Annotated in this window: 16 protein-coding genes and 1 tRNA gene; 3 read left to right on the forward strand and 14 right to left on the reverse strand. The window is 70.9% G+C overall.

Going from position 1 to position 21553, the window contains the following annotated elements; genetic code table 11:
* Positions 1–25: 25 nt before the first annotated feature.
* On the forward strand, positions 26–751 hold the full coding sequence (locus tag MHO01S_RS03280; RefSeq protein WP_060958442.1) for a hypothetical protein: 726 nt from the start codon (positions 26–28) through the stop codon (positions 749–751).
* A 21-nt stretch (positions 752–772) separates the two neighbouring features.
* Here the strand turns inward: MHO01S_RS03280 and MHO01S_RS03285 are convergent, their stop codons facing one another.
* From MHO01S_RS03285 to MHO01S_RS03330, 9 genes are all read right to left on the reverse strand, one after another.
* Positions 773–3355 (reverse strand): helix-turn-helix transcriptional regulator, encoded by a 2583-nt coding sequence (locus MHO01S_RS03285; protein ID WP_060958441.1) that lies wholly within the window; start codon positions 3353–3355, stop codon positions 773–775.
* Positions 3356–3462: 107 nt separating this feature from the next.
* Positions 3463–4437 carry an LPXTG cell wall anchor domain-containing protein gene (locus MHO01S_RS03290; protein WP_157553720.1) on the reverse strand — a complete coding sequence of 325 codons (975 nt, stop codon included), beginning with the start codon at positions 4435–4437 and terminating at the stop codon, positions 3463–3465.
* 14 nt (positions 4438–4451) lie between these two features.
* Positions 4452–5333 (reverse strand): signal peptidase I, encoded by an 882-nt coding sequence (locus tag MHO01S_RS03295; protein ID WP_157553721.1) that lies wholly within the window; start codon positions 5331–5333, stop codon positions 4452–4454.
* Between the two features lie 95 nt (positions 5334–5428).
* Positions 5429–6241, reverse strand: a complete 813-nt coding sequence (locus tag MHO01S_RS03300; protein ID WP_060958438.1) for an alternate-type signal peptide domain-containing protein — start codon at positions 6239–6241, stop codon at positions 5429–5431.
* 77 nt (positions 6242–6318) lie between these two features.
* On the reverse strand, positions 6319–7230 hold the full coding sequence (locus MHO01S_RS03305) for a hypothetical protein (RefSeq protein WP_060958437.1): 912 nt from the start codon (positions 7228–7230) through the stop codon (positions 6319–6321).
* Positions 7227–7928 (reverse strand): alternate-type signal peptide domain-containing protein, encoded by a 702-nt coding sequence (locus MHO01S_RS03310; RefSeq protein ID WP_060958436.1) that lies wholly within the window; start codon positions 7926–7928, stop codon positions 7227–7229. The genes MHO01S_RS03305 and MHO01S_RS03310 overlap by 4 nt, the downstream gene beginning before the upstream one ends.
* The gene (locus tag MHO01S_RS03315) at positions 7925–10702 is read right to left on the reverse strand and encodes a hypothetical protein (RefSeq protein WP_060958435.1); all 2778 of its coding nucleotides are present in this window, start codon (positions 10700–10702) and stop codon (positions 7925–7927) included. Before MHO01S_RS03315 ends, MHO01S_RS03310 begins: the two co-directional genes overlap by 4 nt.
* A 726-nt stretch (positions 10703–11428) precedes the next feature.
* Positions 11429–11656 carry a hypothetical protein gene (locus MHO01S_RS03325; protein WP_060958434.1) on the reverse strand — a complete coding sequence of 76 codons (228 nt, stop codon included), beginning with the start codon at positions 11654–11656 and terminating at the stop codon, positions 11429–11431.
* A gap of 214 nt (positions 11657–11870) precedes the next feature.
* Positions 11871–11942: transfer RNA gene (locus MHO01S_RS03330), tRNA-Gln, on the reverse strand.
* Positions 11943–12341: 399 nt separating this feature from the next.
* Between MHO01S_RS03330 and MHO01S_RS03335 the strand changes: the two genes are divergently transcribed.
* On the forward strand, positions 12342–14375 hold the full coding sequence (locus MHO01S_RS03335; RefSeq protein WP_255266056.1) for an ArnT family glycosyltransferase: 2034 nt from the start codon (positions 12342–12344) through the stop codon (positions 14373–14375).
* Positions 14376–14387: 12 nt separating this feature from the next.
* On the opposite strand, the gene gltX is transcribed toward MHO01S_RS03335, so the two are convergent.
* Together gltX and MHO01S_RS03345 are read right to left on the reverse strand one after the other, a co-directional pair.
* Entirely contained in the window at positions 14388–15902 is a 1515-nt protein-coding gene (gene gltX / locus MHO01S_RS03340) for a glutamate--tRNA ligase (RefSeq protein ID WP_060958432.1), read from the reverse strand.
* Between the two features lie 73 nt (positions 15903–15975).
* Entirely contained in the window at positions 15976–16926 is a 951-nt protein-coding gene (locus MHO01S_RS03345) for a LysR family transcriptional regulator (protein ID WP_060958576.1), read from the reverse strand.
* A gap of 78 nt (positions 16927–17004) precedes the next feature.
* Here MHO01S_RS03345 and MHO01S_RS03350 point away from each other — a divergent pair, with 78 nt between their 5' ends.
* Positions 17005–18057 (forward strand): aminotransferase class V-fold PLP-dependent enzyme, encoded by a 1053-nt coding sequence (locus MHO01S_RS03350; RefSeq protein ID WP_060958431.1) that lies wholly within the window; start codon positions 17005–17007, stop codon positions 18055–18057.
* 343 nt (positions 18058–18400) lie between these two features.
* Here the strand turns inward: MHO01S_RS03350 and MHO01S_RS03355 are convergent, their stop codons facing one another.
* Genes MHO01S_RS03355 through MHO01S_RS03365 form a run of 3 tightly spaced genes read right to left on the reverse strand, consistent with a single transcriptional unit; the run spans position 18401 to position 21524 of the window.
* Positions 18401–19615 (reverse strand): MFS transporter, encoded by a 1215-nt coding sequence (locus tag MHO01S_RS03355; protein ID WP_060958575.1) that lies wholly within the window; start codon positions 19613–19615, stop codon positions 18401–18403.
* A gap of 14 nt (positions 19616–19629) precedes the next feature.
* Complete coding sequence (locus MHO01S_RS03360; protein WP_060958430.1) at positions 19630–20397, reverse strand: fumarylacetoacetate hydrolase family protein; 768 nt, start codon at positions 20395–20397, stop codon at positions 19630–19632.
* Entirely contained in the window at positions 20394–21524 is a 1131-nt protein-coding gene (locus MHO01S_RS03365) for a branched-chain amino acid aminotransferase (RefSeq protein WP_060958429.1), read from the reverse strand. Before MHO01S_RS03365 ends, MHO01S_RS03360 begins: the two co-directional genes overlap by 4 nt.
* Between the last annotated feature and the right edge of the window lie 29 nt (positions 21525–21553).

Below are 21553 nucleotides of genomic sequence, written 5' to 3' on the forward strand. Positions count from 1 at the left end.
TGCCCGGCGCGATAGCGTCGCACGCATGACGAGCGTGCCGGCGTGGATCGCCCAGCTGTCAGGGATGGACCCGCTCAGCTGGGCCGCGTTCCTCGATGCCCATTCCGGGTTGCCCGGTCCGCGCGCGGATCTCGCACTCGTCGACGCGGCGGCGCGCACCGCCGACGCAGCCGTCATCGACGCGCTCCTTCGAGATGGACGCGAATACCCCGTCATGTGCGCCGCCGCAGCTCTCGGCCGACGGGCGGGCGAACCGCGTGACGCCCGCCATGCGCGCGCTCTCGCCGCCGACGACCGGTGGCGTGTACGCGAGGGCGTGGCGATCGGACTGCAGCTGCTCGGCGACGACTCCCCCGCGATCCTCAGGGCGCTGGTCGCGGACTGGGTCGACGACCCCGACCCGCTCGTGCAGCGCGCCGCCGTCGCCGCGATCTGCGAGCCGCGACTGCTGCGGACACCGGACGCCGCCCGCGCCGGGCTGGCGGCGTGCGCGCGTGCGACCGCCCACCTCGCCGCGGCGGACACCTCCCACCGCAGGCAGGACGGGGCGCGCACCCTGCGGCAGGCGCTCGGCTACTGCTGGAGCGTCGCCATCGCCGCCGACCCCGTCCGAGGGCTCCCCGTCTTCGCAGCCCTCGACGAGAGCGATCCCGATGTCGCGTGGATCATCCGCGAGAACCGCAAGAAGAAGCGTCTCGCGACGCTCCTGTCTGCCCCGGCGGCACGGACGGCGACCGACGGCGCGGGCTGACACGTCACCCGCGAGAACGCGTCATCCGGGCGTCGCCGCCTCGGAGAGCCGCCCGACGATGCGTTCGCGACTTCCGACGCCGAGCTTGCGCATGATGTTGAGGACGTGGCTCTCAACGGTCCGCACGCTGAGCACGAGGCGCGCGGCGATCTCCCGGTTGCTCATCCCGGCCACCACCAGCTCGGCCACCTCGCGCTCCCGGGCCGTCAGCAGCGCGAGCCAGATGCCGAAGCGCGACACGTTCAGGGTCTTCCCGGACAGCTGGGTCGACAACGCCGACACCGCCTCTTCGGCCTCCTCGACGAGGGCGGTCGCGTCGTCGGCGGCCGCCCAGTCGATCGCCCGGCGGTAGGCCGCCATGGCGATGCCGTAGCGGCCGGATGCTTCGAGCCCGCGACCCGCGTCCACCACCGCCCGCGCATCGTGGCGCGACAGCGCCCACAGGTAGTCGCGCTGCTGGGCGAGCACGCTCGTCTCCGGTGAGGCGCGAAGGAGACGATCGACCTCGGCCAGACGGTCGGCGTCGAACGAGATCTCCAGCGAGGAGAGCATCTGCAGCTGGGCGGCGAAGTGCGCACCGCGTGCTTCGAGGGCGCGGGCATCGTGCCACAGGATCTCGGCGGCATCCTCCTGCCTCCCGTGTGCGAGGGCCGACATCGCGTCGAGCCAGGCGAGCGATCCGCCGGGCAGCGCACCGCTCGGGGTGGCGTACATGCGCGCTACCGCGACGTACTTCTCGGTGAGATCGACCTGGCCCTGCGAGACGGCCCGCACGGCCGCGGCCATGAGGATCGAGTTGCGCGCTCCCGGCGGAAGAGGGGCGACGGTGCCGATCGACAGGGCCATGTCGACCATGTCGGCGAGCTCGTCCATGTCGCCCATATGGAGGAAGCTGTACGACAGCCCGATCGAGAACGTGTGCAGTGCGTCGACGTCCAGGGCGCCGCGCGCCTCCTCCCAGCCGTTGACGAGCTCGCGATGTCCCTCGACCAGCGCGCCGCGCGCGAGCAGCGCCATCGCCGCGAGCATGCGGGCGAACGCGCGTTCGCCGCGGGGATCCAGCGACCGCAGCTCGTCGTAGGCGCGATCGAGGTCCGCGAGTCGCCCCGTGATCAGGAAGACGTGCATCTGCGCCTCGAGGAGGGCGATGTGGACGGACGCCGGCAGGCCGTCCGCGACATCGAGGGCTTCCTCCACGTCCGTCGGGACGGAGCGCAGATCGGCGAGCACGGAGAGTCTCGCCGCGTCGAGGATCCGGCCGTAGACGGCGAGCTCTGCGCTCTCCCTCTCGAGGAAGGCGACGGCCTCCTCCACCTCGCCCAGGCCGTACGCCATCCACAGCCCACGCAGGCGGTAGTACTCCGCGCGGGACGCGATGTCGCCCGTGTGCGGATCGGTCTCGTCGAACACGCGACGGATGAGCTCCGGCGCATCCTCGATCGTCGACTGCGTGAGCGACTCGACGTAGGCCGTCGCGGTGCGCACGCTCGGAGTGTGCTCCCACTCGAACGCGGTGAGCAGCCTCTTGGTGTTCGCGCTCTCGCGCAGCATCCCCGCGAACAGGGCGTGGCGGGTCTCCGCCTCCGGCTCTCCCATCCACGTCGTCGCCGGGTCGGGTACGACGCGGCCGTCGCCGAGTGCCGCGACGATCCTCTCGGTGAGTCGGATGCGTCGCGATGTCAGGGTTCCGTGACGGAAGTAGCTCACGAACAGCGGCGGGATGACGGAGACGAGGTTGTTGGGCACGGCGCGCACGAAGGCGATCATGCCGCGCTCTTCGAGCAGTTCCAGCGCCTCCCACTCGACGAGCCGCCGGACCGCGTCGGCATCGGCGGGGCCGATCATGGCGATGATCTCCAACGCGTCGCGGGCGGTCGCGTCCAGCTCCTCCAGGTGCATCTCGACGACGGACCGAAGCCCGGGACTCCACAGCTCTCCCACTGCCGTCCAGACGCCGTCGGCCAGCGGAACCAGAGTCCCCTCCTGCCGGCCGGCCTCGACGAGGGCGAGCGACAGGCCCACGTTGCCGCCGCACTTCGCGTAGATGCGTCGCGACGTCGCGGCATCCACGGGGCCTCCGAGCGTCGTCGCGATGACGTCCTCGAGGTCCTCGAACCGCAACGGCAGCATGTCGATCACGGATGTCGGGGCGAGCGTGGACGCCTGAAGGCCCGACGGCGTGTGCCGAGCCGCGAGGCCCTGCAGGCGCGACATGACGACGGGCACGCCCGTCTCGCTGCGGACGTAGTCCAGCACCCCCCACGACGACTCGTCGAGGTCGTTCCAGTCGTCGACGAGGAACACCGTGCGCTCGCCCCGCACGCGCGAGCGCACCTGGCGGGCGAGCTCGTCGATCATGGCCCCGCGTCCGCGGGGCGGCAGCGGGTCGACGAGCCCGGACAGCGCGAGCGCCGAGAACGGATGGGGCTGCAGAGACGCGACGCCGCGAATCGAGTGAACGGCCCATTCGGAGGACTCCAGCCGCGCCCCGAGCGCACCGAGGAATGCCGTGCGACCGCTGCCACGACTTCCGACGACATCGACGCTGACTCCCGCATCGATGAGGCTCTGCGCCTTGGCGAGACTTCGCTCGCGCCCTCTCAAGTTGTGCGTCTCACCCCTTCGTCGCTGTAGCCACCCCGGTGTCACGCTAGCACCCCGGTTCCTTCCGCCCGACGGTCGGCATCGACATCGCTCCGCACGCTCCTGCCCTAGGTTCCGAGCGTCGTGGCGGCGCAGTCCAGACACAGCACGGTGCGCGCACGGCCGCTCTCGCGGATCTCGACCCGCGGCTGCCAGCGCGGGATCGACTCGTCGCAGTCGCGGCAGACCCGTCGGCGTCGCCAGACCGCGAACAGCAGCAGCGACCCGAGCAGAAGCAGGAGTGCGCCGGCGATGAGCGGGATCCACGACAGCACGCCGCCGGTCACCGGAAGCTGCGTGGCTCCGTCGCCGCGCATGTCGACTCTCACGTCGATGAGCTCCAGCGTCGTCGACTGCACGCCGAGAGCGCGGGAGGTCTCGACGTCACGGTCCATCTCGAAGCCGAGCATGATCTGTGCCGACTGCCCGCGGGCGAGCGCGGACTGTCCGAGCTGGATCTCACCTTCGCGCGCGAGCTCGGCGAACCGGCCGCTGCCGGTCACGCCGTTGACCTCCCAGAAGAGAGTCACATCGGAGCCGAAGTCGGCGTTGAGCGCCTCGGCGGGGATGTCCTGACGCAGCCGGAGAGTCACCGTCATCGCTGCCGCGCCCGGCCCGGCGTTGGTCACGTCGAGTGTGCGGTGCACGCGGTCGCCGGGCACCGCGATGCGATCGCCGATGAAGCCCAGCTCGGCGCGGGCGTACTCGCGTCCCTGCCAGTCGAGGTTGACGGCTGGGCCCTCCCACTGCGCGGGAATCGTGCCGTCGTGTCCGACGGCGCCCTGCGACGTCGCCGTGCGCGACTCCCCCGCGCTCTGCGCGCTGCCCGCGCTGTCGTCACGGGATGCCGGGACGTCTTCGGCCGTCGCGGGGCGCTGACCGGTGAAGGGAAGCGCGCCCGCCGCGGCGAGACCGCCGACGAGGGTGAGCAGCAGCACGACGGTCAGCACGGCGGCGATACGCCAGCCTCGAGCCGACAGGGCGCCGTCGCCACCGGTCACGACGGTGACCCGCTGAGAGGGAGAAGAGGGAATCATGCTCACGGTGGGTGCTCGCTTCAGGAGGAAGAGGACGGGGTCGCGCCCTGGGGCACGCGGGAGGCCGGCTGCGGCGGCGTGGGCGGTTCGCCCTGCGCGTGCGGGACCGGATCGGATGAGGGGTCGAGCGACCAGGTCGCGCGCTGCAGCGCATAGTCGAGCTCGCGCTCCCGCAGCGTCAGCTCGCGCTCGCGCAGCGCGAGTTCGCGCTCGCGGAGGTCGAGCGCGGGATCGGCCTCGACGGGGACGGGCGGCACGGGCGGCGCGACGGGCGCGTCGGGGCGCGGCACGCTCACGACGGTCGAGCGCGGGCGCCGGAAGCTGCTCCACAGCCCCCAGCCGATCAGGGCGGCCGCCGCTGCGATCGCGACGACCGTGATGTTCTGGCCGATCCACTGACGCGCCCATCCGAGTCCCGGAACGCCGTACAGGAAGACGCCGCGCACCTGACGCGGAGAGACCGGCTCGTCGACGGCGCTGTTCGCGTCGCCCTGGGTGATGAGGCGGCATTGGGTGCCGTCGTCGAAGGTGCCGATCGTCTTGCCGACGACGCGGTGCGTGATCAGCGTCGGGTCGTTCGGCGTCGGGAAGTAGGTGACGATCGTTCCGATCGAGACGTCGCGGCACACCGCGGACTCGTCGGTGCCGCGCACCACGACGATGTCGCCGGGAGAGAACGTGGGCTCCATCGATCCGGAGAGGACCGTGAGCGCGTCGCCGCCCAGCACGCGGGGGACGACCGCGAGACCCAGGACCAGGGCCACCACCACGGTCATCAGCGCCCACGACACGGCGCGACCGGCGATACGCCACGGCGAGTCGAACCACGACGACCCGGCCACGCGCACGGCGTCACGACGTGCGCGACGCGCGCCCGCTCTACCGATACGTGTGCTGGTCATCTTCACGTGGTCCCTTCCGACGGTGGTGTGGTCGTGGCGGATCCGCCGCCGCGCCGGCGCCCCACAGGGAGCACCGGCACGGCGACGGCATCCGATCAGTTGAACTGAGCCCCGGCGTCGCGCACCTGCGAGAGCTTCAGGGTCAGCGACCCCAGCGTGTCGACGAGGTTCACGTCGACGCGGTCGGTGACCGTCGTGTCCGTGGCGGAGTAGCGGAAGTCGCCGTCGAGGTCCTCGTAGAACGACGCGTAGATGACGACGTTGAAGGTCTCCGACGTCGTCGGCATCCCGAAGACCGCCGTCTGAGCCGCGACGCCGTCGACGGCGGTCGCGGTGGAGCCGAGGATGCCGTTGGTGGCGTCGTCGAGACCGGCCGCCTGACCGTTGGTGGTCGCCGCCAGGTACATGAGCGGCGCGTCCGCGGTCGTCGGGAGGGCCGTCTCCTTCACGAGCAGCTTCTCGCCGTAGTAGACCTCGTAGCTGTAGTTCATGCCGGTGATGTTGGACTGCAGGTCCTGCAGACCGTCCAGACCGACACGGGCGACGAGGTTGTCGCCGTCCAGCGTGACCGTCGTCTCGAAGGAGGCCGCCATCTTGTCGCCCGGGGCGATGCGCCACGAGTCGATGTCGGTGATCGAGTGGCCCGGCTGCGAGCCGTCCGTCGCGCCGACGATCTCGGTCGCGTCGAGACGGTCGTTGGAGACGTCCCAGAAGGACGTGTCGTGCAGCTGTGCGATGTTCAGGTCACCGGCGGTGATCGTGCCGCCCGAGAAGGTGTCGGACGCGGACCACAGCGCGAAAGTGGAGCCCCCGGCGAGGAGTGCGGCAGCACCGGCGGCAACCCAGATCAGGCCGCGGCGACGCTTCTTCTCCTCGGTCACGATGATGATCTGATCGTTGTTCGTCATGTTGTTGTTTCTCCTTGGTGATCGAGCGCTCGGGTAGGCGGCGGTGTCGGCGCTCGTCGACGCCGCCGAGGTCGGTGTCAGGTCCCTGAGGCGACGGCGCTTCGGGAGCTGGTGACGGTCGGGGTGAGGGTGATGACGACGTCCGGCTCGCCAGACGGGTCGGGATAGATCTCGGCGCCCCAGCGGTTGATACCGCGGGCACGCGTGCCATCCATGGCGAGGGCCTCGGCCGCAGCCTCGCTCGTGTACGTGCCGAGCAGAGCCAGCGCGGGCGGAAACCCGATGAGCGCGTGCCACGAGTCGATCGCGCCGTTGACGCCGCCGTCCACCGCGATCGCGGTGACCGTGGCATCGTTGCGGTAGCGCTCGTCGGGCGGGGAGTTCCACGTCGCGGCGACGCACCACTCCTGCTCGCTCTGCTGACCCTCGACGGCCGTGCCGGGCTCCTGGAGCACGACGTCGTCGCCGCCGAACACGTACACGTTGCGTGGCGTCTCGCCCTCAGCGCTCTGCGGAGTCTCCGGAACCGCCGAGCAGTCGCCGCCGAGGGCGGCCCGGTAGACCTTGAGCGTCGAGCCTTCGAGCAGGGTTCCCGGCTTGGCGATGCCTGAGGAGAGATCGTGGGTCTCGGAGGCGCCCTGCTGGGCGGTCACCGCGACGCTGTAGTCCATTCCGGCGATCCCGAGCGCGCCGCCTCGGGCGACGAATCTCCAGATCATCGGGCCGGGCTCGTCGATGGTGCGCTCGGTCAGTTCCACCAGCTGCGCTCCGGGAAAGCTCACGCTCACGGCTTCGCCGTTCGCTGAGACCTGGGCCTCCTCCGCCGCGGCACCGAAGGGCGAGGCGCTGAAGGCGACCGATCCGACGGACACGGTGGGGACCTCGACGGTCATCGAGGAACTCCACAGCGCCTGGGCTGTCAGCGTGCCGGCCAGCACGAGCGCGAGCGCGCCGGCGCCGATGAGCGTGTAGGTCGCGGGCCGCTTCATGAGGTCCTACCCGCATCGTCGATCGCGGGGGCCGGACGGACCTGCACGAGACCGATGACGAAGTCATCGAGGCTCCACGCGGCCGGTCCTGCCTGCGGAACGGCCTGCCAGATGTACGGGCCGCCGATCTCGACGGTCACCACGACGTTCCAGTCGGCGATCGCGCCGCCGTCCGCGCCGTCGAGACCGACGACATCCGCGGCGGTGCCGAGCGGCGTCTCTGCGGAGGCGGCGACGCTCCCCTCCGCCGTCTCCTTCTCCACGCGATACGTGGCGGTGACGGTGCCGGCCTGGAGCTCCGGCGAGAGGACGACCCCGGCATCCACCGTGAGGCGTGCGCGCAGGTTCTCGCCGATGACGGTGGTCTGGATCGGGACGACGACCTCCACGATGTCGCCCGGCATGCTGGCGAACGAGCCCGTGCCGGCGGCGAGGGTGCCCGAGGCGGGAGCCTCGACGCCCGGCGTGACCTGGCGCCACACCCCGTCACCACGCGTGAGGTGCAGATCGCCGGTCTTCAGGGGCCCGCCGCTGAAGACCGTGTCGGACGACCAGAGGGCGAGGGTGGCGCCGCCGGCGCCGACAAGCAGCGCGGCTGCGGCGGCCACCGTCATCACGACGACGCGGCGACGGGTGCGTGTGCGGCGGCGGGTGCGCCGTCCCTGGCGTGACCCGGCGGTCGCTGAGAGGGCCGTCATCCGACACCGCCGACCGTCGTGTCGACCGGGATGAGGGTGCCGCACGCGGCCACCTGTGCGCTGGCACCGATCTCGAGACGCGGGATCACTCCGATGACGCCGTCGTCTCCGAGGCGGCGGTCGCTGTCGCGGACCGTGACGTCCGTGAGGACGGTGGCCCAGTCATCCGACGAGGTGTTCGTGACGGTGTAGACGAAGCAGACGCCCTGACCGTCGGTCGCACGCGCTCCGCTGAGCAGCTCGGTGCCGGTGGCCATGATCCGCTCGGGCGACGAGGTGTCGGTCGCGCCGATGTACGCGCGCTTCACGATGCGCACCGACGGATCGGTCGAGAACAAGCGTGCGGTGAGCGGGGCGACGACGAGTCCGTCGTAGTTGGTGTCGGCCGAGACCAGCTTGCTCGAGATGATCACGGGCGTGTTGGACTCCACCTCACCGGCGGCGGCAGTCACGCGGATGCGGTCGCTGCCGGTGGCGCCCGCGGCGATCACCGTCTGCGATGTCGACAGGCTGACCCCGTGCTCGACGCCGACCGCGTCGACCGTGGAGGAGAACTCCAGCGGCGAGGTCACCGCGGGAGCACCGGCGAGGAGCTGGAACGCGTACTGCTGTCCGGCGGTGTCGCCCGTCACGAGCGTGAAGCCGGCCGGCCGCACCGCGACGGGGTTCTGGAACTCGATGGACTGGTCCGCGCCCGTGGCGGGCAGTCGGTTGGTGAGGCCGCCGACGCTGCGGACGGTCTCCGCGGGGATCGACGCCGTGACGCGTGCCGAGTCGTCCACGTGGGCGATGACATCGAACTCACGGTTCTGGGCGCCCTCGACGGGCGTCACCGAGACGGTGCGGGGGTTCATGCGTCCCGCGTCGATCGTCGTGTCCACGGCATCCGCCGTCATCTGCACGGCGCTCGCGCCGACCGACGCCGGGTCGAGCGGGAGAGTCGAGGTGACGCGGAAGTGCAGGTCGCGGGCGAGCGTCGGGTCGTTCTGACCCTCCGCCTGGGTCACCGTCAGCTCGGGACGGCAGTTTCCGCTGAACCCGACGATGCGGGAGTACTGCGAGGACGCACCCTCGGACTGGGTCTGGAGGCGGATGTAGCCGCCCGCCACTCCCGTGGTCTCGTCGACGATCGTCAGCTGCTGGGTGCCGCCGACCACGGTCGTGGGGAACTCCTGCGGACCCACGGGGAGGGAGATCTGAACGGTGGCGCTCTCGCCGCTCACGGCGCTCGCGCGGCCCAGGTAGACCTCCGCGGTGCGGTCAGCGGTCCAGTACACGTCCAGATCCACGGTGGATGCCGGAAGAGGTGTGGCGGTGGGCGCGCTCACCGCGACCGTGGCCAGGCACATGCCCGTGCCCTCCGGCAGCGGCGACACGGCGTTGACGGTTCCGGTGGGCGCGTCGCCCGTCAGAACCTGGGCGTCGGCGGTCGGGAACCAGGTGTTGATGCGCCCGTTGGCGTTCGTTCCGTTGTTGAGGAGCGTCGAGGTGCCGTTGCGGGTCTCCTCGGCCGTGGCCGGACGTGCCTGGCTGGCGCTGCGGGATCCGAAGGTGTTCTGCTCCACGGTGACCGTGCCGGTGTTGGTCAGCCCGATCGAGGAGGCGGTGTATCCGTCGAAGTAGTTCCCCGCGATCGTCAGGTTGCCGGCGTTGCCGGTCGTCGTCCCGCCGTTCCAGACGACCGCGTACGTCTGCCCGCTCGTGGCCCGCACGAACTCGTTCCCGGTGATGCGGTTGACGCCCTCGAGCGATCCGAACGGCATCGTGATGAAGGCGTTGTTGACGCCCGTCCCCCGGCCCTGCACGTTCAGGAAGCTGTTGTTCGAGATGTCGATGTTCGAGGCGCGGACGCTGGAGCCCAACGTGGTGCTGGTCGCGAAGGGGAAGCCGGCGCGATCGGTCAGGTTGTGGACCGCGGAGTCGACGAAGGAGAACCCGTCGAGGACGACGTTCTGATTGCGCGGAAGGAACTGCACGATGTCGGTGCGGCATCCCGTGCCGTCGGACGAGTTGCATCGCCCGCTGCCGTCGGCGTAGCTGATGGCGACGTTCTCGATCCTGATGTTGCGGATCGGCGTAGAGTTCTGCGCGTTGAAGTAGAAGATCGCCGTGACGTTGGTGGCGTGGTAGTAGCCCTGGATCCGGTAGTTGCGGACCGTGATGTTCTGCGACCCCTCACGGAAGACCATGAAGCGCTCAGGGAAGTAGTTCTGGTCGGTCACGACCGAACCCCCGTCGAGCACGAAGCCGTCGGCGTTCGGGCCCATCACGAACGTCGACTCTCCGGAGAGGATCTGGTTCATGTTCAGGAAGGTGACGCCCGACGTGTTGATGTGGAACAGCGCATAGCTGGTGTCACGGGAGGTCTGTGCCGTCACCGTGCCGCGCAGATCGATGGTCACCGGTGCCGTCACTTCGAAGTGAGCGCCCGCATCCTGATTCGAGATGCGTGTCGTGCGCATCGCGGATGCGGCGAGAGCGTCGATGTTGCCGTTCAGGCCATCGGCGACCGTGATCGTCACGGCACCCGCCGGGGCGTTCAGCGCGTTGGACTCCTCGATGGCCGCGAGCAGCGTGCACGTGCCGGCGGCGGTCTGACACACGCCGTCTCCGGGATTGGTGTCACGCGCGGCGGCCGTGCCGTCCAGCGAGTCGATGACGAAGGTGTACGACACCGCCTGAGCGCTCGCGGCGACCACGAAGGAACCCACCACGATCGCCGTCACCGTCGCGAGCGCGGTCGCGACGGCACGCCAGCGACGTCGCAGCTTCACCCCCGCCGTGTCGGCGCTCCGTCTACTGCTGGGTCGGTTCATCGCCGGCCTCCGTCTCGATGCATGGGTCTTCTTGATGCGTACGCGTCAGATCCAATCCTGACCGGTTGGTAACAACGCGGAGATCGATTCCGCCGGCCTTGGGTAGATGCCGGGTGCGATCGCCGTAGTCACGGTGAGAGCCTCCGTAGCCTCCGCGACGGTGTGCGTAGCCGGCGCCGCGTGGCCTTGCGGCGGCGGCGAGAGCGCGAGGAGGACCCCCGTTGCGGCGCAGCCGGATCGGCGCGCGAACGCAAAGAAGGAGGGCACCGGCCGGCCGGTGCCCTCCTTCGGTCACATCCTCGCCCCGAGGACATGACCTTCCGGCAGTGGGATCGGAACCTGCCCTTGGGGAGTCAGGTCCGGTGCCGGAGCTGGGAACGTTCTGCTGCTGTCGCCGTGTGAACGGAACGACCACATCGGGACGCCTTTCACGTTACGGACCGCCGCCGGCGCGCGCGGGGACTCAGTACCGTCGCACCGACATGATGAGTAGTCGGTCCGACCGATTGCGTAGGACGAGCAGTCCCCCTGCGGGTCGCTCGGGAGAGCCCGGATGCCGCGAGCATCGCTCGGCGCGGAGTACCGACTCCGCGATGGAGCGCACCCCGCGGGCCGGAGACGCGCGAACGCGCCAGAGAAGAAGTCGCGGGGAAGGATGAGCTGCCCTCCCCCGCACGGCTCGCGCTAGACGATCCCGCCGATCATGGCGTCGCGACGCAGCTGCGCGTGCGTCGCATGGAACCGACCATCGGCCGTCCACCACGCCTCGTGACCTGCGGCATCCGGATGCTGCTCGACGACGGCCGGCCAGTGAGCCTTGATGTCCTTGAGGTAGTAGCGGATCTCACCGCCGACCGTGCGCTTGACCACCTTGTCCGACGACTCGAGCTGCTCCTGCGTGGGTTCGGTCATGCGGTCAGCATAGGCTCGGCGATCGCCGTTGGCGAGGGTGTATGACCCGCCGCGGGGCCTGGAATGCCCGGGTGAGCCGATCAGCTCAGTGAGGATGCCCGCCGGACACGGCAAGAGGCACACGCCTCTGAAACAAAGAACCTCCCCCGACAGAGGTGTCGAAGGAGGTGATCACACGTGCAAACAGCTTGCTGTTTCGAGAGTGATGTGCTTGCTGGGGTACCTGGACTCGAACCAAGAACAACTGAACCAGAATCAGCCGTGTTGCCAATTACACCATACCCCAGGGGGTGACGACCGAAGTCGTACCGAGGGTCAAGCTTAGCCCACACACAGGCCGTGTCCAAACCAGCCGGATCCCGCATTGCCGTCGGGCGACGCCCCGGCGACACTAAGCGCAGGACCACCATCCGCGCCACCATCGTGGGCGCCATCACCCTCCTGCTCCTGCTGACCGGGTGCACGGCATCCGGGTCGCTCGGCGGATCCCGCCTGCTCCGTGGTGGACGACTTCGGAGGGACCTCACGCAAGGGCGCTGTCTTCGTCGGCGACACGGGCCCGCAGCAGATCGACGGGGAGGACGTGATCTGGGCCACCTGGCCGTCGGACTGATTCCGCGCGTCGCGGCGTATTCATAGCTCGCGCTTGCGAGACATCGGGCGCAGCGGTCCTAGCGTGACCGTCGTGACCGTTCTCTCCGCGTCGGCGCCGTCGACGCCGTTCTCCTCCACGCGCGCCCGAACCGGTGTGCGCCGGCGCCTCGGCACGCCCTGGCACTGGTCTCTGCTCGGCATCGGCCTGGTCGCGCTGGTGCTCACCGCGTGGGGTGTCGGCGGGTCGATGTCGGACTACTACGCCTCCATCGCGCTGTCGATGAGCCGAAGCTGGCCCGACTTCTTCTTCGGGTCGTTCGATCCCGCCGGCACGGTCACCCTCGACAAGATCCCGGGCTCGTTCTGGATCCCGGCCCTCGTCGTGCGCGTGTTCGGGTTCTCCCCCGCCGCCGTGATTCTGCCCAATGCGCTGGCGGCCGCCGCGGCGGCGGTCATCACGGCGATCACGGCGCGGCGGTGGGCGGGACGGACCGCGGGCGTCATTGCAGGCGCCGTCGTCGCGACGACTCCCATCCTCGTCGCCGTCGCTCGCTCGAACCAGCCCGAGACCTTCTTCGTCCTGGCGTTGGCACTGACCGCGTGGGCCGCGACCCACGCCCTCCGACGAGCCCACCTCGGCTGGCTCCTGCTCTCCGGCCTGTTCATCGCTGCCGCCTTCCAGACCTACATGCTCGAGGCGTGGGCGGTGTGGCCCGGACTTGCGGCGGCCTACCTCTGCACCCGCCAGCCGTGGTGGCGCCGGGTCTGGCACGTCGCCGTCGCCGGCGTGGTCAGCCTGGCGGCCTCCCTCGTCTGGATCGTGGCGGTCGCGCTGGTCCCCGCATCCGACCGCCCCTATATCGGCAGCACCCTGTCGAACAACCCGTGGGAGATGGTGTTCGGATACAACGGCCTGGGCCGGTTCGGCGCGAGCACCGCCGACACGGAGGCGTACCGCTCGTTCACTCCCCCGTTCTCCGGCGAGCCGTCGGTCGTGCGGCTGCTCAACGGGGCGCTCGCCGACCAGATCGGGTGGATGATCCCGACCGCGATCCTCGCCGTCGTGGTGCTCGCCGTGCTGCGCTTCCGCACGCCGCTGCTCGTCTTCGGGGCGGTCTGGTTCGGCACTTTCGCCGTGATGTTCTCCGTGGTGGCGGGGATGCACCAGTTCTACACGGCGTCGCTGGCCATCCCGATGGCTCTGCTCATCGGTGCGGGCTTCGCCTGGGCGCGTCGACGCCGTGCGCTGTGGGCGCAGATCGCTCTGCCCGCCGTCGCGGCCGTCACCGCGGTACTGATCGGCGTGGCCGTCGCGGCCGATCGCGGCGCCGCGTTCTCGCTGCCGGTCGCGATCGTGCAGGTGGTCGTGCTGGGACTCGCCGTCGTGCTCCTCGTGATCGAGCACCGGCGGGCTCGGCCCCTGCCTCTGACGGCGGCGTTCGCCGTCATCGCGATGCTGCTGACCCCGGCGGCCTGGTCCGTCGTGACCATGTGGTCGCCCAACTCGACCAACCCCACGGCAGCCGGCGTCGCCGCGACGTCCGGGATCGGCGGCATGGGCGGCTTCGCGCGCGGTGGGATGGGGGCGCCCGGACAGGCGGCGGGCGCGTCCAGCTCCGGGCCTTTCGGCTCCGCCCGGTCCGGAACGTCTCGCAGCGACGGCTCGACGCGCACCGACGCGGGCGGATCCACGGTCCGCCGCGGCGCGGGCAGCGGTGTCGCCGGCGGCGGGGGTCCGACGGGCGGCGGGGGGACGAGCCAGGCCACCGCGGCGACGGTGGCCTGGCTCACCGAGCATCAGCAGGGCACCACCTACCTCGCGGCCGCGTTCGGCGCCCAGAGCGCCGCCGGCTTCATCCTCGCGTCGGACGGCGGACCGTTCCTTCCGATCGGCGGCTTCAACGAGCGCGATCCGGCCCCGACCCTCGCCACGTTCCAGCGCCTCGTGGCCGACGGTGAGCTGCGCTACGTGATCGCAGGATCCAGCGGCGGCTTCGGCGGCGCGGGATTCGGCGGCACGGATGCCGCATCCACCGCCGCCGGGCAGATCCGCACGTGGGTGCTCGACAACTGCACCGAGGTCACCGACGCGCCGGTCTCCGGGCTATACTCGTGCGGCGCGTGAGCGCGTCGGCGATCAGCCGACCCGCTGCACGAGCGCGTCGAGGCGGCGGATCGACTCGGCCTTGCCGAGCAGTTCCAGCGACTCGAACAGGGGCGGCGACACGCGCCTGCCGCTCGCGGCGACGCGCAGCGGACCGTACGCGACGCGCGGCTTGAGTCCCAGACCCTCGATCAGCGCCTGCGACAGCGCGTCCTGCACCGCCGCGGCCGTGAACCCGTGCTCCGGCACCAGCTCGAGCGCGCCGACGGATGCCACGAGCACCTCCCCCGCATTGGCGGGAAGGCCCTTCAGCGCGTCGTCGTCGTACTCCACCTCGTCGCGGAACAGGAATCCCAGCAGGCCCGGCGCTTCACCCAGCAGCTGCATCCGCTCCTGCACGAGCGGGGCCGCGGCATCCAGCGTCGCCTGCTGCGCCGGCGTCGGCGGGGTCTCGACCAGACCTGCGGCGTGCAGATAGGGCACCAGGCGGCCTGCGAAGTCCTGGGCATCCAGCATGCGGATGTGGTCGCCGTTGATCGACTCGGCCTTCTTCTGGTCGAAGCGTGCCGGGTTGGGGTTGACGTCGACGATGTCGAAGGCGGCCACGAACTCCTCGAGGGAGAACACGTCACGGTCGGCGGCGATCGACCAGCCGAGAAGAGCGAGGTAGTTCAGCAGTCCCTCGTGGATGAAGCCGCGCTCGCGGTGCAGGAACAGGTCGGCCTGCGGGTCGCGCTTGGAGAGCTTCTTGTTGCCGGTCTCGCCGAGGACCAGCGGCATGTGACCGAATCGCGGCATGAAATCGGTGACGCCGGCCTCGATGAGAGCGCCGTAGAGCGCGAGCTGGCGGGCGGTCGAGGGCATGAGGTCCTCACCGCGGATGACATGGGTGATGCCCATCAGCGCATCGTCCACCGGGTTGGTGAACGTGTACAGGGCCTGACCGCCCGCGCGCACGACGACGAAGTCGGGGAACGATCCGGCGGGGAAGGTGACCTCGCCGCGGATCAGATCGACATAGGTGAGGTCCTCGTCCGGCACGCGCAGACGCCACGCGGGCTCGCGCCCCTCCGCGCGGAACGCGGCCTTCTGCTCGTCGGTGAGGTCACGGTCGAAGTTGTCGTACCCGAGCTGCTTCGCGCGACCCGCGGCCTCGTTGCGGGCGTCGATCTCCTCTGCCGACGAGTAGGACTCGTACACCGCACCGGACGCGATGAGCGTCTGCAGCACGCCCGCGTAGATGTCGCGCCGCTGAGACTGGCGGTACGGCTCGTGCGGGCCGCCCTTCTCCACACCCTCGTCCCAGTCGATCTTGAGCCAGGTGAGCGCGTCGACGAGCTGACGGTAGCTCTCCTCGCTGTCGCGCGCGGCATCGGTGTCTTCGACGCGGAAGATCAGCTTGCCGCCGGTGTGGCGCGCGTACGCCCAGTTGTAGAGCGCGGTGCGGACCATGCCGACGTGCGGAAGACCCGTCGGCGAGGGGCAGAACCGCACGCGGACGTCGGTTCCGGAGGCGGTGGTGGTACGGGGATGGATCGCGGCAGACATCCGTCTCAGTCTAGTTGCCGCCCTCCCCCGCCCTGCGGCTCGCGGCTCGGCGATCGGCCGGACGCCGGGTCGGTCATGCCCTCTCGGCGCCGTCGGAGACCCGGCGGTGCAGCGCGCTCACCTGCTCCGTCAAGACATCGAGCACGGCCCGCACCGAGGGCACGCGCTCGGCATCGCGTGCGGTCACGACGTGCAGGCCCCGTGCCTCGGATGCCGGCAGGGGCGCGGTGACGACGCCGGGCAGTACCGGGAACGACGCGACGGCCATCCGCGGAAGGGTCGCGACCCCGATGCCCTGGGCGACCAGTCCCTCCACCGCCACGGCGTTGTCGGTCTCGAAGCCGATGCGCGGCTCGAATCCCGCGCGGCCGCAGAGCTCTAGCAGGTGACCGCGGCATCGCGGGCATCCGGCGATCCACGTCGCCGCGGCGAGTTCGGCCAGGTCGGACACGGCGCCGTGCCCCTCCGGCAGCACCAGCAGCAGCTCGTCGCGACCCGCGCTGCGCACCGAGAGGCCGCGGGCGCTCGTCCCGTGCGGATCGTCGCGGTCGCCGGGATAGCTGAAGGTCAGTGCGATGTCGGCACGGTCCTCGCGGATCGCCTCGACCGCTTCGGGCGGCTCCGCCTCGACATACGTCAGTGACAGGCCCGGATGCGCGACCGCGAGCGCCGCGATCAGGCGCGGCACGAGCACCGGCGACGCCGACGGGAAGGCGACCAACCGGACGACGCCGGTGCGCAGGCCCCGCAGTTGGGCGAGCTCTTCCGCCGCGGCATCGAACGCATGCGTGACGGCGGGCGCATGGCGGGCGAGCACCCGGCCCGCCTCCGTCAGCCGCACGCCCCGCCCGACCCGTTCGACCACCGCGACGCCCAGGCGCGCCTCGAGCCGGCGCAGCTGCTGGCTGATCGCCGGCTGGCTGTACCCGAGGGCGGCGGCCGCGGCGGTGATCGAACCGGTGTCGGCGATCGCCCGCACGGTGCGGAGCGCCTGGACGTCGAGGTCGGGCGCGTCTGGCGTCATGAACACATAATGTCACGGCATGCTTTTCATGCATCACTTGCCGTAGACGCATGCGTGGTGCGGCGTCACGCTGGAACCATGAGCATCGTCGACCTCGAGCCTCTCGCGGACCTGCGCGCACAGTTCCCCTCGGCCGCCGGCTACCTCGCCGCGTGCACGGTCGGGCTGCCTATGAACGCCACCCGTCGCGCGGTCACCGCCGACCTCTGCGGCACGCCCGACATCGCCGCCTACAGCCGTGCCGTCGAGGCCTCTCGAGCGCATCTGGCCGACCTGGTGGGCGTCACCGCCGACCGCGTCGCGATCGGTTCGCAGACCTCGGTCCAGGTCGCGCTCCTCGCCGCCGCACTTCCCGACGGCGCGGACGTGCTCGTCCCCGAGGACGAGTTCTCGTCTCTCGTGCTCCCCTTCGTGCACGCGGGCCGCGGCATCCGCGTGCGCACCGCGCCGCTGTCACGACTCGCTGACGCGATCACCGCCGACACCGACCTCGTCGCCTTCTCGCTCGTGCAGTCCGCCTGTGGGCACGTCGCCGACCTCGACGCGATCTGCGACGCGGCCGCAGCGGCCGGTGCGAGGACGGTGTGCGACGCGACGCAGGCCGTCGGCTGGATGCCGGTGGATGCCGGGCGCGTCGACGCCCTGCTCTGCCACGCGTACAAGTGGCTCTGCTGCCCGCGGGGCGTCGCCTTCCTGGTGCTGAGCGAGGACTACGCGCGGACGCTGAGGCCCGTCCAGGCGGGCTGGTATGCGGGAGACGACCCGTGGGCCTCCTGCTACGGCGGCGGCGCCGACCTCGCCGCCTGCGCGCGACGCTTCGACGTGTCGCCCGCGTGGCAGGCCTTCGTCGGAGCCGAACCCGCCCTGCGCGCCTTCGCCGCGGCGGACATGCCGGCGGTGCATGCCCATACGACGGGCCTGGCCGCCCGTTTCCGCGCCGCGGTGGGAATCGAGGAGCCCGAAACAGCGACGGCGATCGTCACCTGGCTCGATCCCGACGGCGCAGACCTGGCGCGCCTCCAGTCCGCCGGCATCACGGCATCCGGCCGCAACGGTCGCGCGCGCGTCGCGTTCCACGTCTTCAACGACGCCGACGACGTCGAGCGCGCCGTCGCCGCCCTCGGCCGCTGACCCGCGCGCGGGTGCATTCTCGCCCCGGCGCGCGGCGTGGGCGTGCCGTACTCAGTCTGCGCGCGCGGACAGAACGCCTGCACCCGCGGAATCACGCGGGCGCCGGGGCTCCGCGGCGCCGGCGAGGCTGAGTACGGCACGCCAGCTGGACGACCTGGCACGGGAATCGGAGTCGGCGTCGGCGGACCGGTGCGCGTCGCGCGCGCTGCGCTGGGCGTGCGCACGACGCCGATTCCGCGGAGATGTCGGGATCAGAGGACCGATCCGTGTCAGATCGTCCTCGGTATCCGCCATCTCCTCGGCATCCGCCCCGTGCACCCCGGCACCCCGGCACCCCGGCGGCTCAGGTGCGCCGCGCGTAGGGCGAGAGCACCGTGACGGCGGCGACGACGACGAGGGCGACCAGCGCGAGACCGCCGTAGCCGACCTGACTCAGCACCACACCCGCGAGAACCGCACCCACGGCAGCGCTGAAGGTCATGATCGTGTCGCTGAGCCCCTGCCGTCGCGGCCGGAGAGCCGTCAGCGAGCTCTCGGTCAGCAGCGCCGCTCCCGACACGGTCGCCGCGCTCCACCCGGCGCCGAGCAGGAACAGCGCGACCAGCACGGCCCACTGCGAGTCGGGGGCCACGGCGGCGAGCACGAGGGCGGCGGCGAGCAGCGCCTGTCCGAGAAGGATCGTCGCGATGCGGCCCCATCGGTCGGCGAGCACGCCGAACAGCGGCGACAGTCCGTACATCCCGAACACGTGCAGCGCGATGGTGGTGCCCACGACGACGGTGACGTGATCCGGCGCGAGGTGAGCGAGGTGGATCGGCGTCATCGCCATGACGGATGCCATCACGACGTGCGAGCCGGCGACCGCGAACACGGCGTAACGCGCCGCGACCGGACGATCGACCTCGACGATGCGCTCCCGGCGGGCCTCGCCGCTGCGGGCCAGACGTTGCGCGAGCACGAGCGGGTCGGGCCGCAGGGCCACGACGTACAGCACGAACGCGGCGAGCTGAGCGACGATCGAGAACGCGTACGAACCGGTCAGCGGCGGCATCCCGAGCGCGGAGCCCACCGCCTCCCCGGGCGTCAGCAGCAGCGGCCCGAGAACGCCTCCCACCGTGGTGGCCCACACGACCGTGCCCAGGTCCCGTCCGCGTCGTTCGGCGGGCGCGAGGTCGGTCGCGGCGAATCGCGACTGCAGGTTGCCCGCGTTGCCGGCACCGATCAGGATGACGCCCACGATCAGCAGCGGGAAGCTCCGCACCGCGGCGGCCGTGATGACCACCGCGATGCCGACGAGCGCGAAGAGGTTGCCGAGGGTGAGGGCGACCCGGCGTCCGCGTCGCGCGGCGAGACGCGCGAGCGGGATGGCGCAGAAGGAGGCACCGAGCGTGACGGATGCCGTGGCGAGCCCCGACAGCGCCTCCTGCCCGGACAGATCCGCCGCCAGCAGGGCGCCGAGCGACACCGTGGCACCGAAGGCGATGCCGCCCAGCACCTGGCCCGCCGCGAGCACGCCGACCGTTCGCCGCTGCACACGGCCGACGGTCGCGGCATCCAGCTCCGGCTCGACGGTCACGCGTTTCGCGCGGTGTTGCGGAGTGTCCCCAGTCCGGTGATCTCGACCTCGACGCTCTGACCGGCCTCGAACGGCCCGATGCCCGCGGGCGTGCCCGTGAGGATCACGTCGCCGGGAAGGAGCGTGAACGCCGCCGACGCGTAGGCGATGATGTCCGGCACGGAATGCACCATGTCGGAGATCGGACCGTCCTGGCGGACCTCCCCGTCGACCCGGGTGACGATGCGGGCACCGCCGTCCAGGTCGAACTCTGTCTCGATCGCGGGCCCCAGCGGGCAGAACGTGTCGAAGCCCTTGGCGCGCGCCCACTGGCCGTCGGACTTCTGCAGGTCACGGGCCGTGACATCGTTGCCGATCGTGTAGCCGAACACGTAGTCGAGCGCAGCGGATGCCGGGACGTTCTTCGCCACCCGGCCGATCACGACGGCCAGCTCGCCCTCGAAGTCGGTGCGCTGCGACTGCGGCGGGCGCACGATGGCATCTCCGGGACCGATGACCGCCGTGTTGGGCTTGAGGAACAGCAGCGGCGCCTCGGGGGCCTCGCCGCCCATCTCCGCGGCGTGGTCGCGATAGTTCTTGCCCACGCACACGATCTTCGACCGCGGGATCACCGGCGCGAGCAGCGCCGCCTCGCCGAGCGGCACACGCTCACCGGTGGTGTCGAAGCCGGCGAACAGCGGATCGCCCGCGAGGACGACGAGCTCGGCGCCGTCGACGATGCCGAACCGGATCGCGTCGTGATGGCTGAAGCGGACGATCCTCACTCCGCCGGCTCCGCAGCGGTCGTGGGCTCATCCAGCCGGAGCAGCCAGCCGTGGGTGTCTTCGCGCCGCCCGTACTGGATGTCGGTGAGTTCCTCGCGCAGCGACAGCGCGAGCGGTCCGAGGGGCTGCTCGTCGACGAAGTCGCGTCCCTTCAGCACGCCGATCGGCGCGACGACCGCGGCGGTTCCGCACGCGAACACCTCGACGATGTCGCCCGAGGCCACACCGGAGCGCCACTCCTCGATCGACACGGCGCGTCCCTCGATCTTGTGGCCGCGGTCGGCCGCGAGCTGCAGGATCGAGTCGCGCGTGATCCCCTCGAGGATCGAGTCGGACTGGGGAGTGACGATCGTGCCGTCCTTGTAGACGAACACGACGTTCATGCCGCCCAGCTCCTCGACGTTGCGATCCTGGTCGAGGAAGACGACCTGGTCGCAGCCCTGCTCGTACGCCTCGGCCTGCGGGAGCAGGCTTGCGGCGTAGTTGCCGCCGGTCTTGGCGGCGCCGGTGCCGCCCTTGCCGGCGCGGGCGTAGTCCTCGCTGAGCCAGATCGACACCGGCTTCGCGCCACCCTTGAAGTAGGCGCCCACCGGGGAGGCGATCACGTAGTAGCCGACCTTGTTGGCCGGGCGCACGCCCAGGAACGCCTCCTTCGCGAACATGAACGGGCGCAGGTACAGGCTCTGGTCCGCGCCTGAGGGCACCCAGGCGCCGTCGACCGCGATGAGCGCCTTCAGCGACTCGACAAAGTACTCGACCGGCAGCTCGGGCAGCGCGAGGCGGCGGGCGCTGCGCTGCAGACGACGACCGTTCTGGTCGGGGCGGAAGGTCCACACCGAACCGTCGGCGTGGCGGTAGGCCTTGATGCCCTCGAAGATCTCCTGGCCGTAGTGCAGCACGGCGGCGGCGGGGTCGAGCGACAGCGGCCCGTAGGGCTGCACGCGGGGGCGGTGCCAGCCGCCGCGCACCGACCAGCAGATGTCGACCATGTGGTCGGTGAAGGTGGTGCCGAAGGCCGGGTCGGCGAGCAGCTGCTCGCGCTCGGCGGCGGATTTCGCCGCCAAGTTGCGGGTGACCGCGAACTCCAGGGGGGCGAGTCCGGCATCGGGTTCGTAGGTGAGGCTCATGTCTAGTCCTGAGGGTGTGAGCGGTCGGC

Origin of the sequence: Microbacterium hominis NBRC 15708, from assembly GCF_001592125.1 — a bacterium.
In the GTDB taxonomy this organism is placed as follows: domain Bacteria; phylum Actinomycetota; class Actinomycetes; order Actinomycetales; family Microbacteriaceae; genus Microbacterium; species Microbacterium hominis.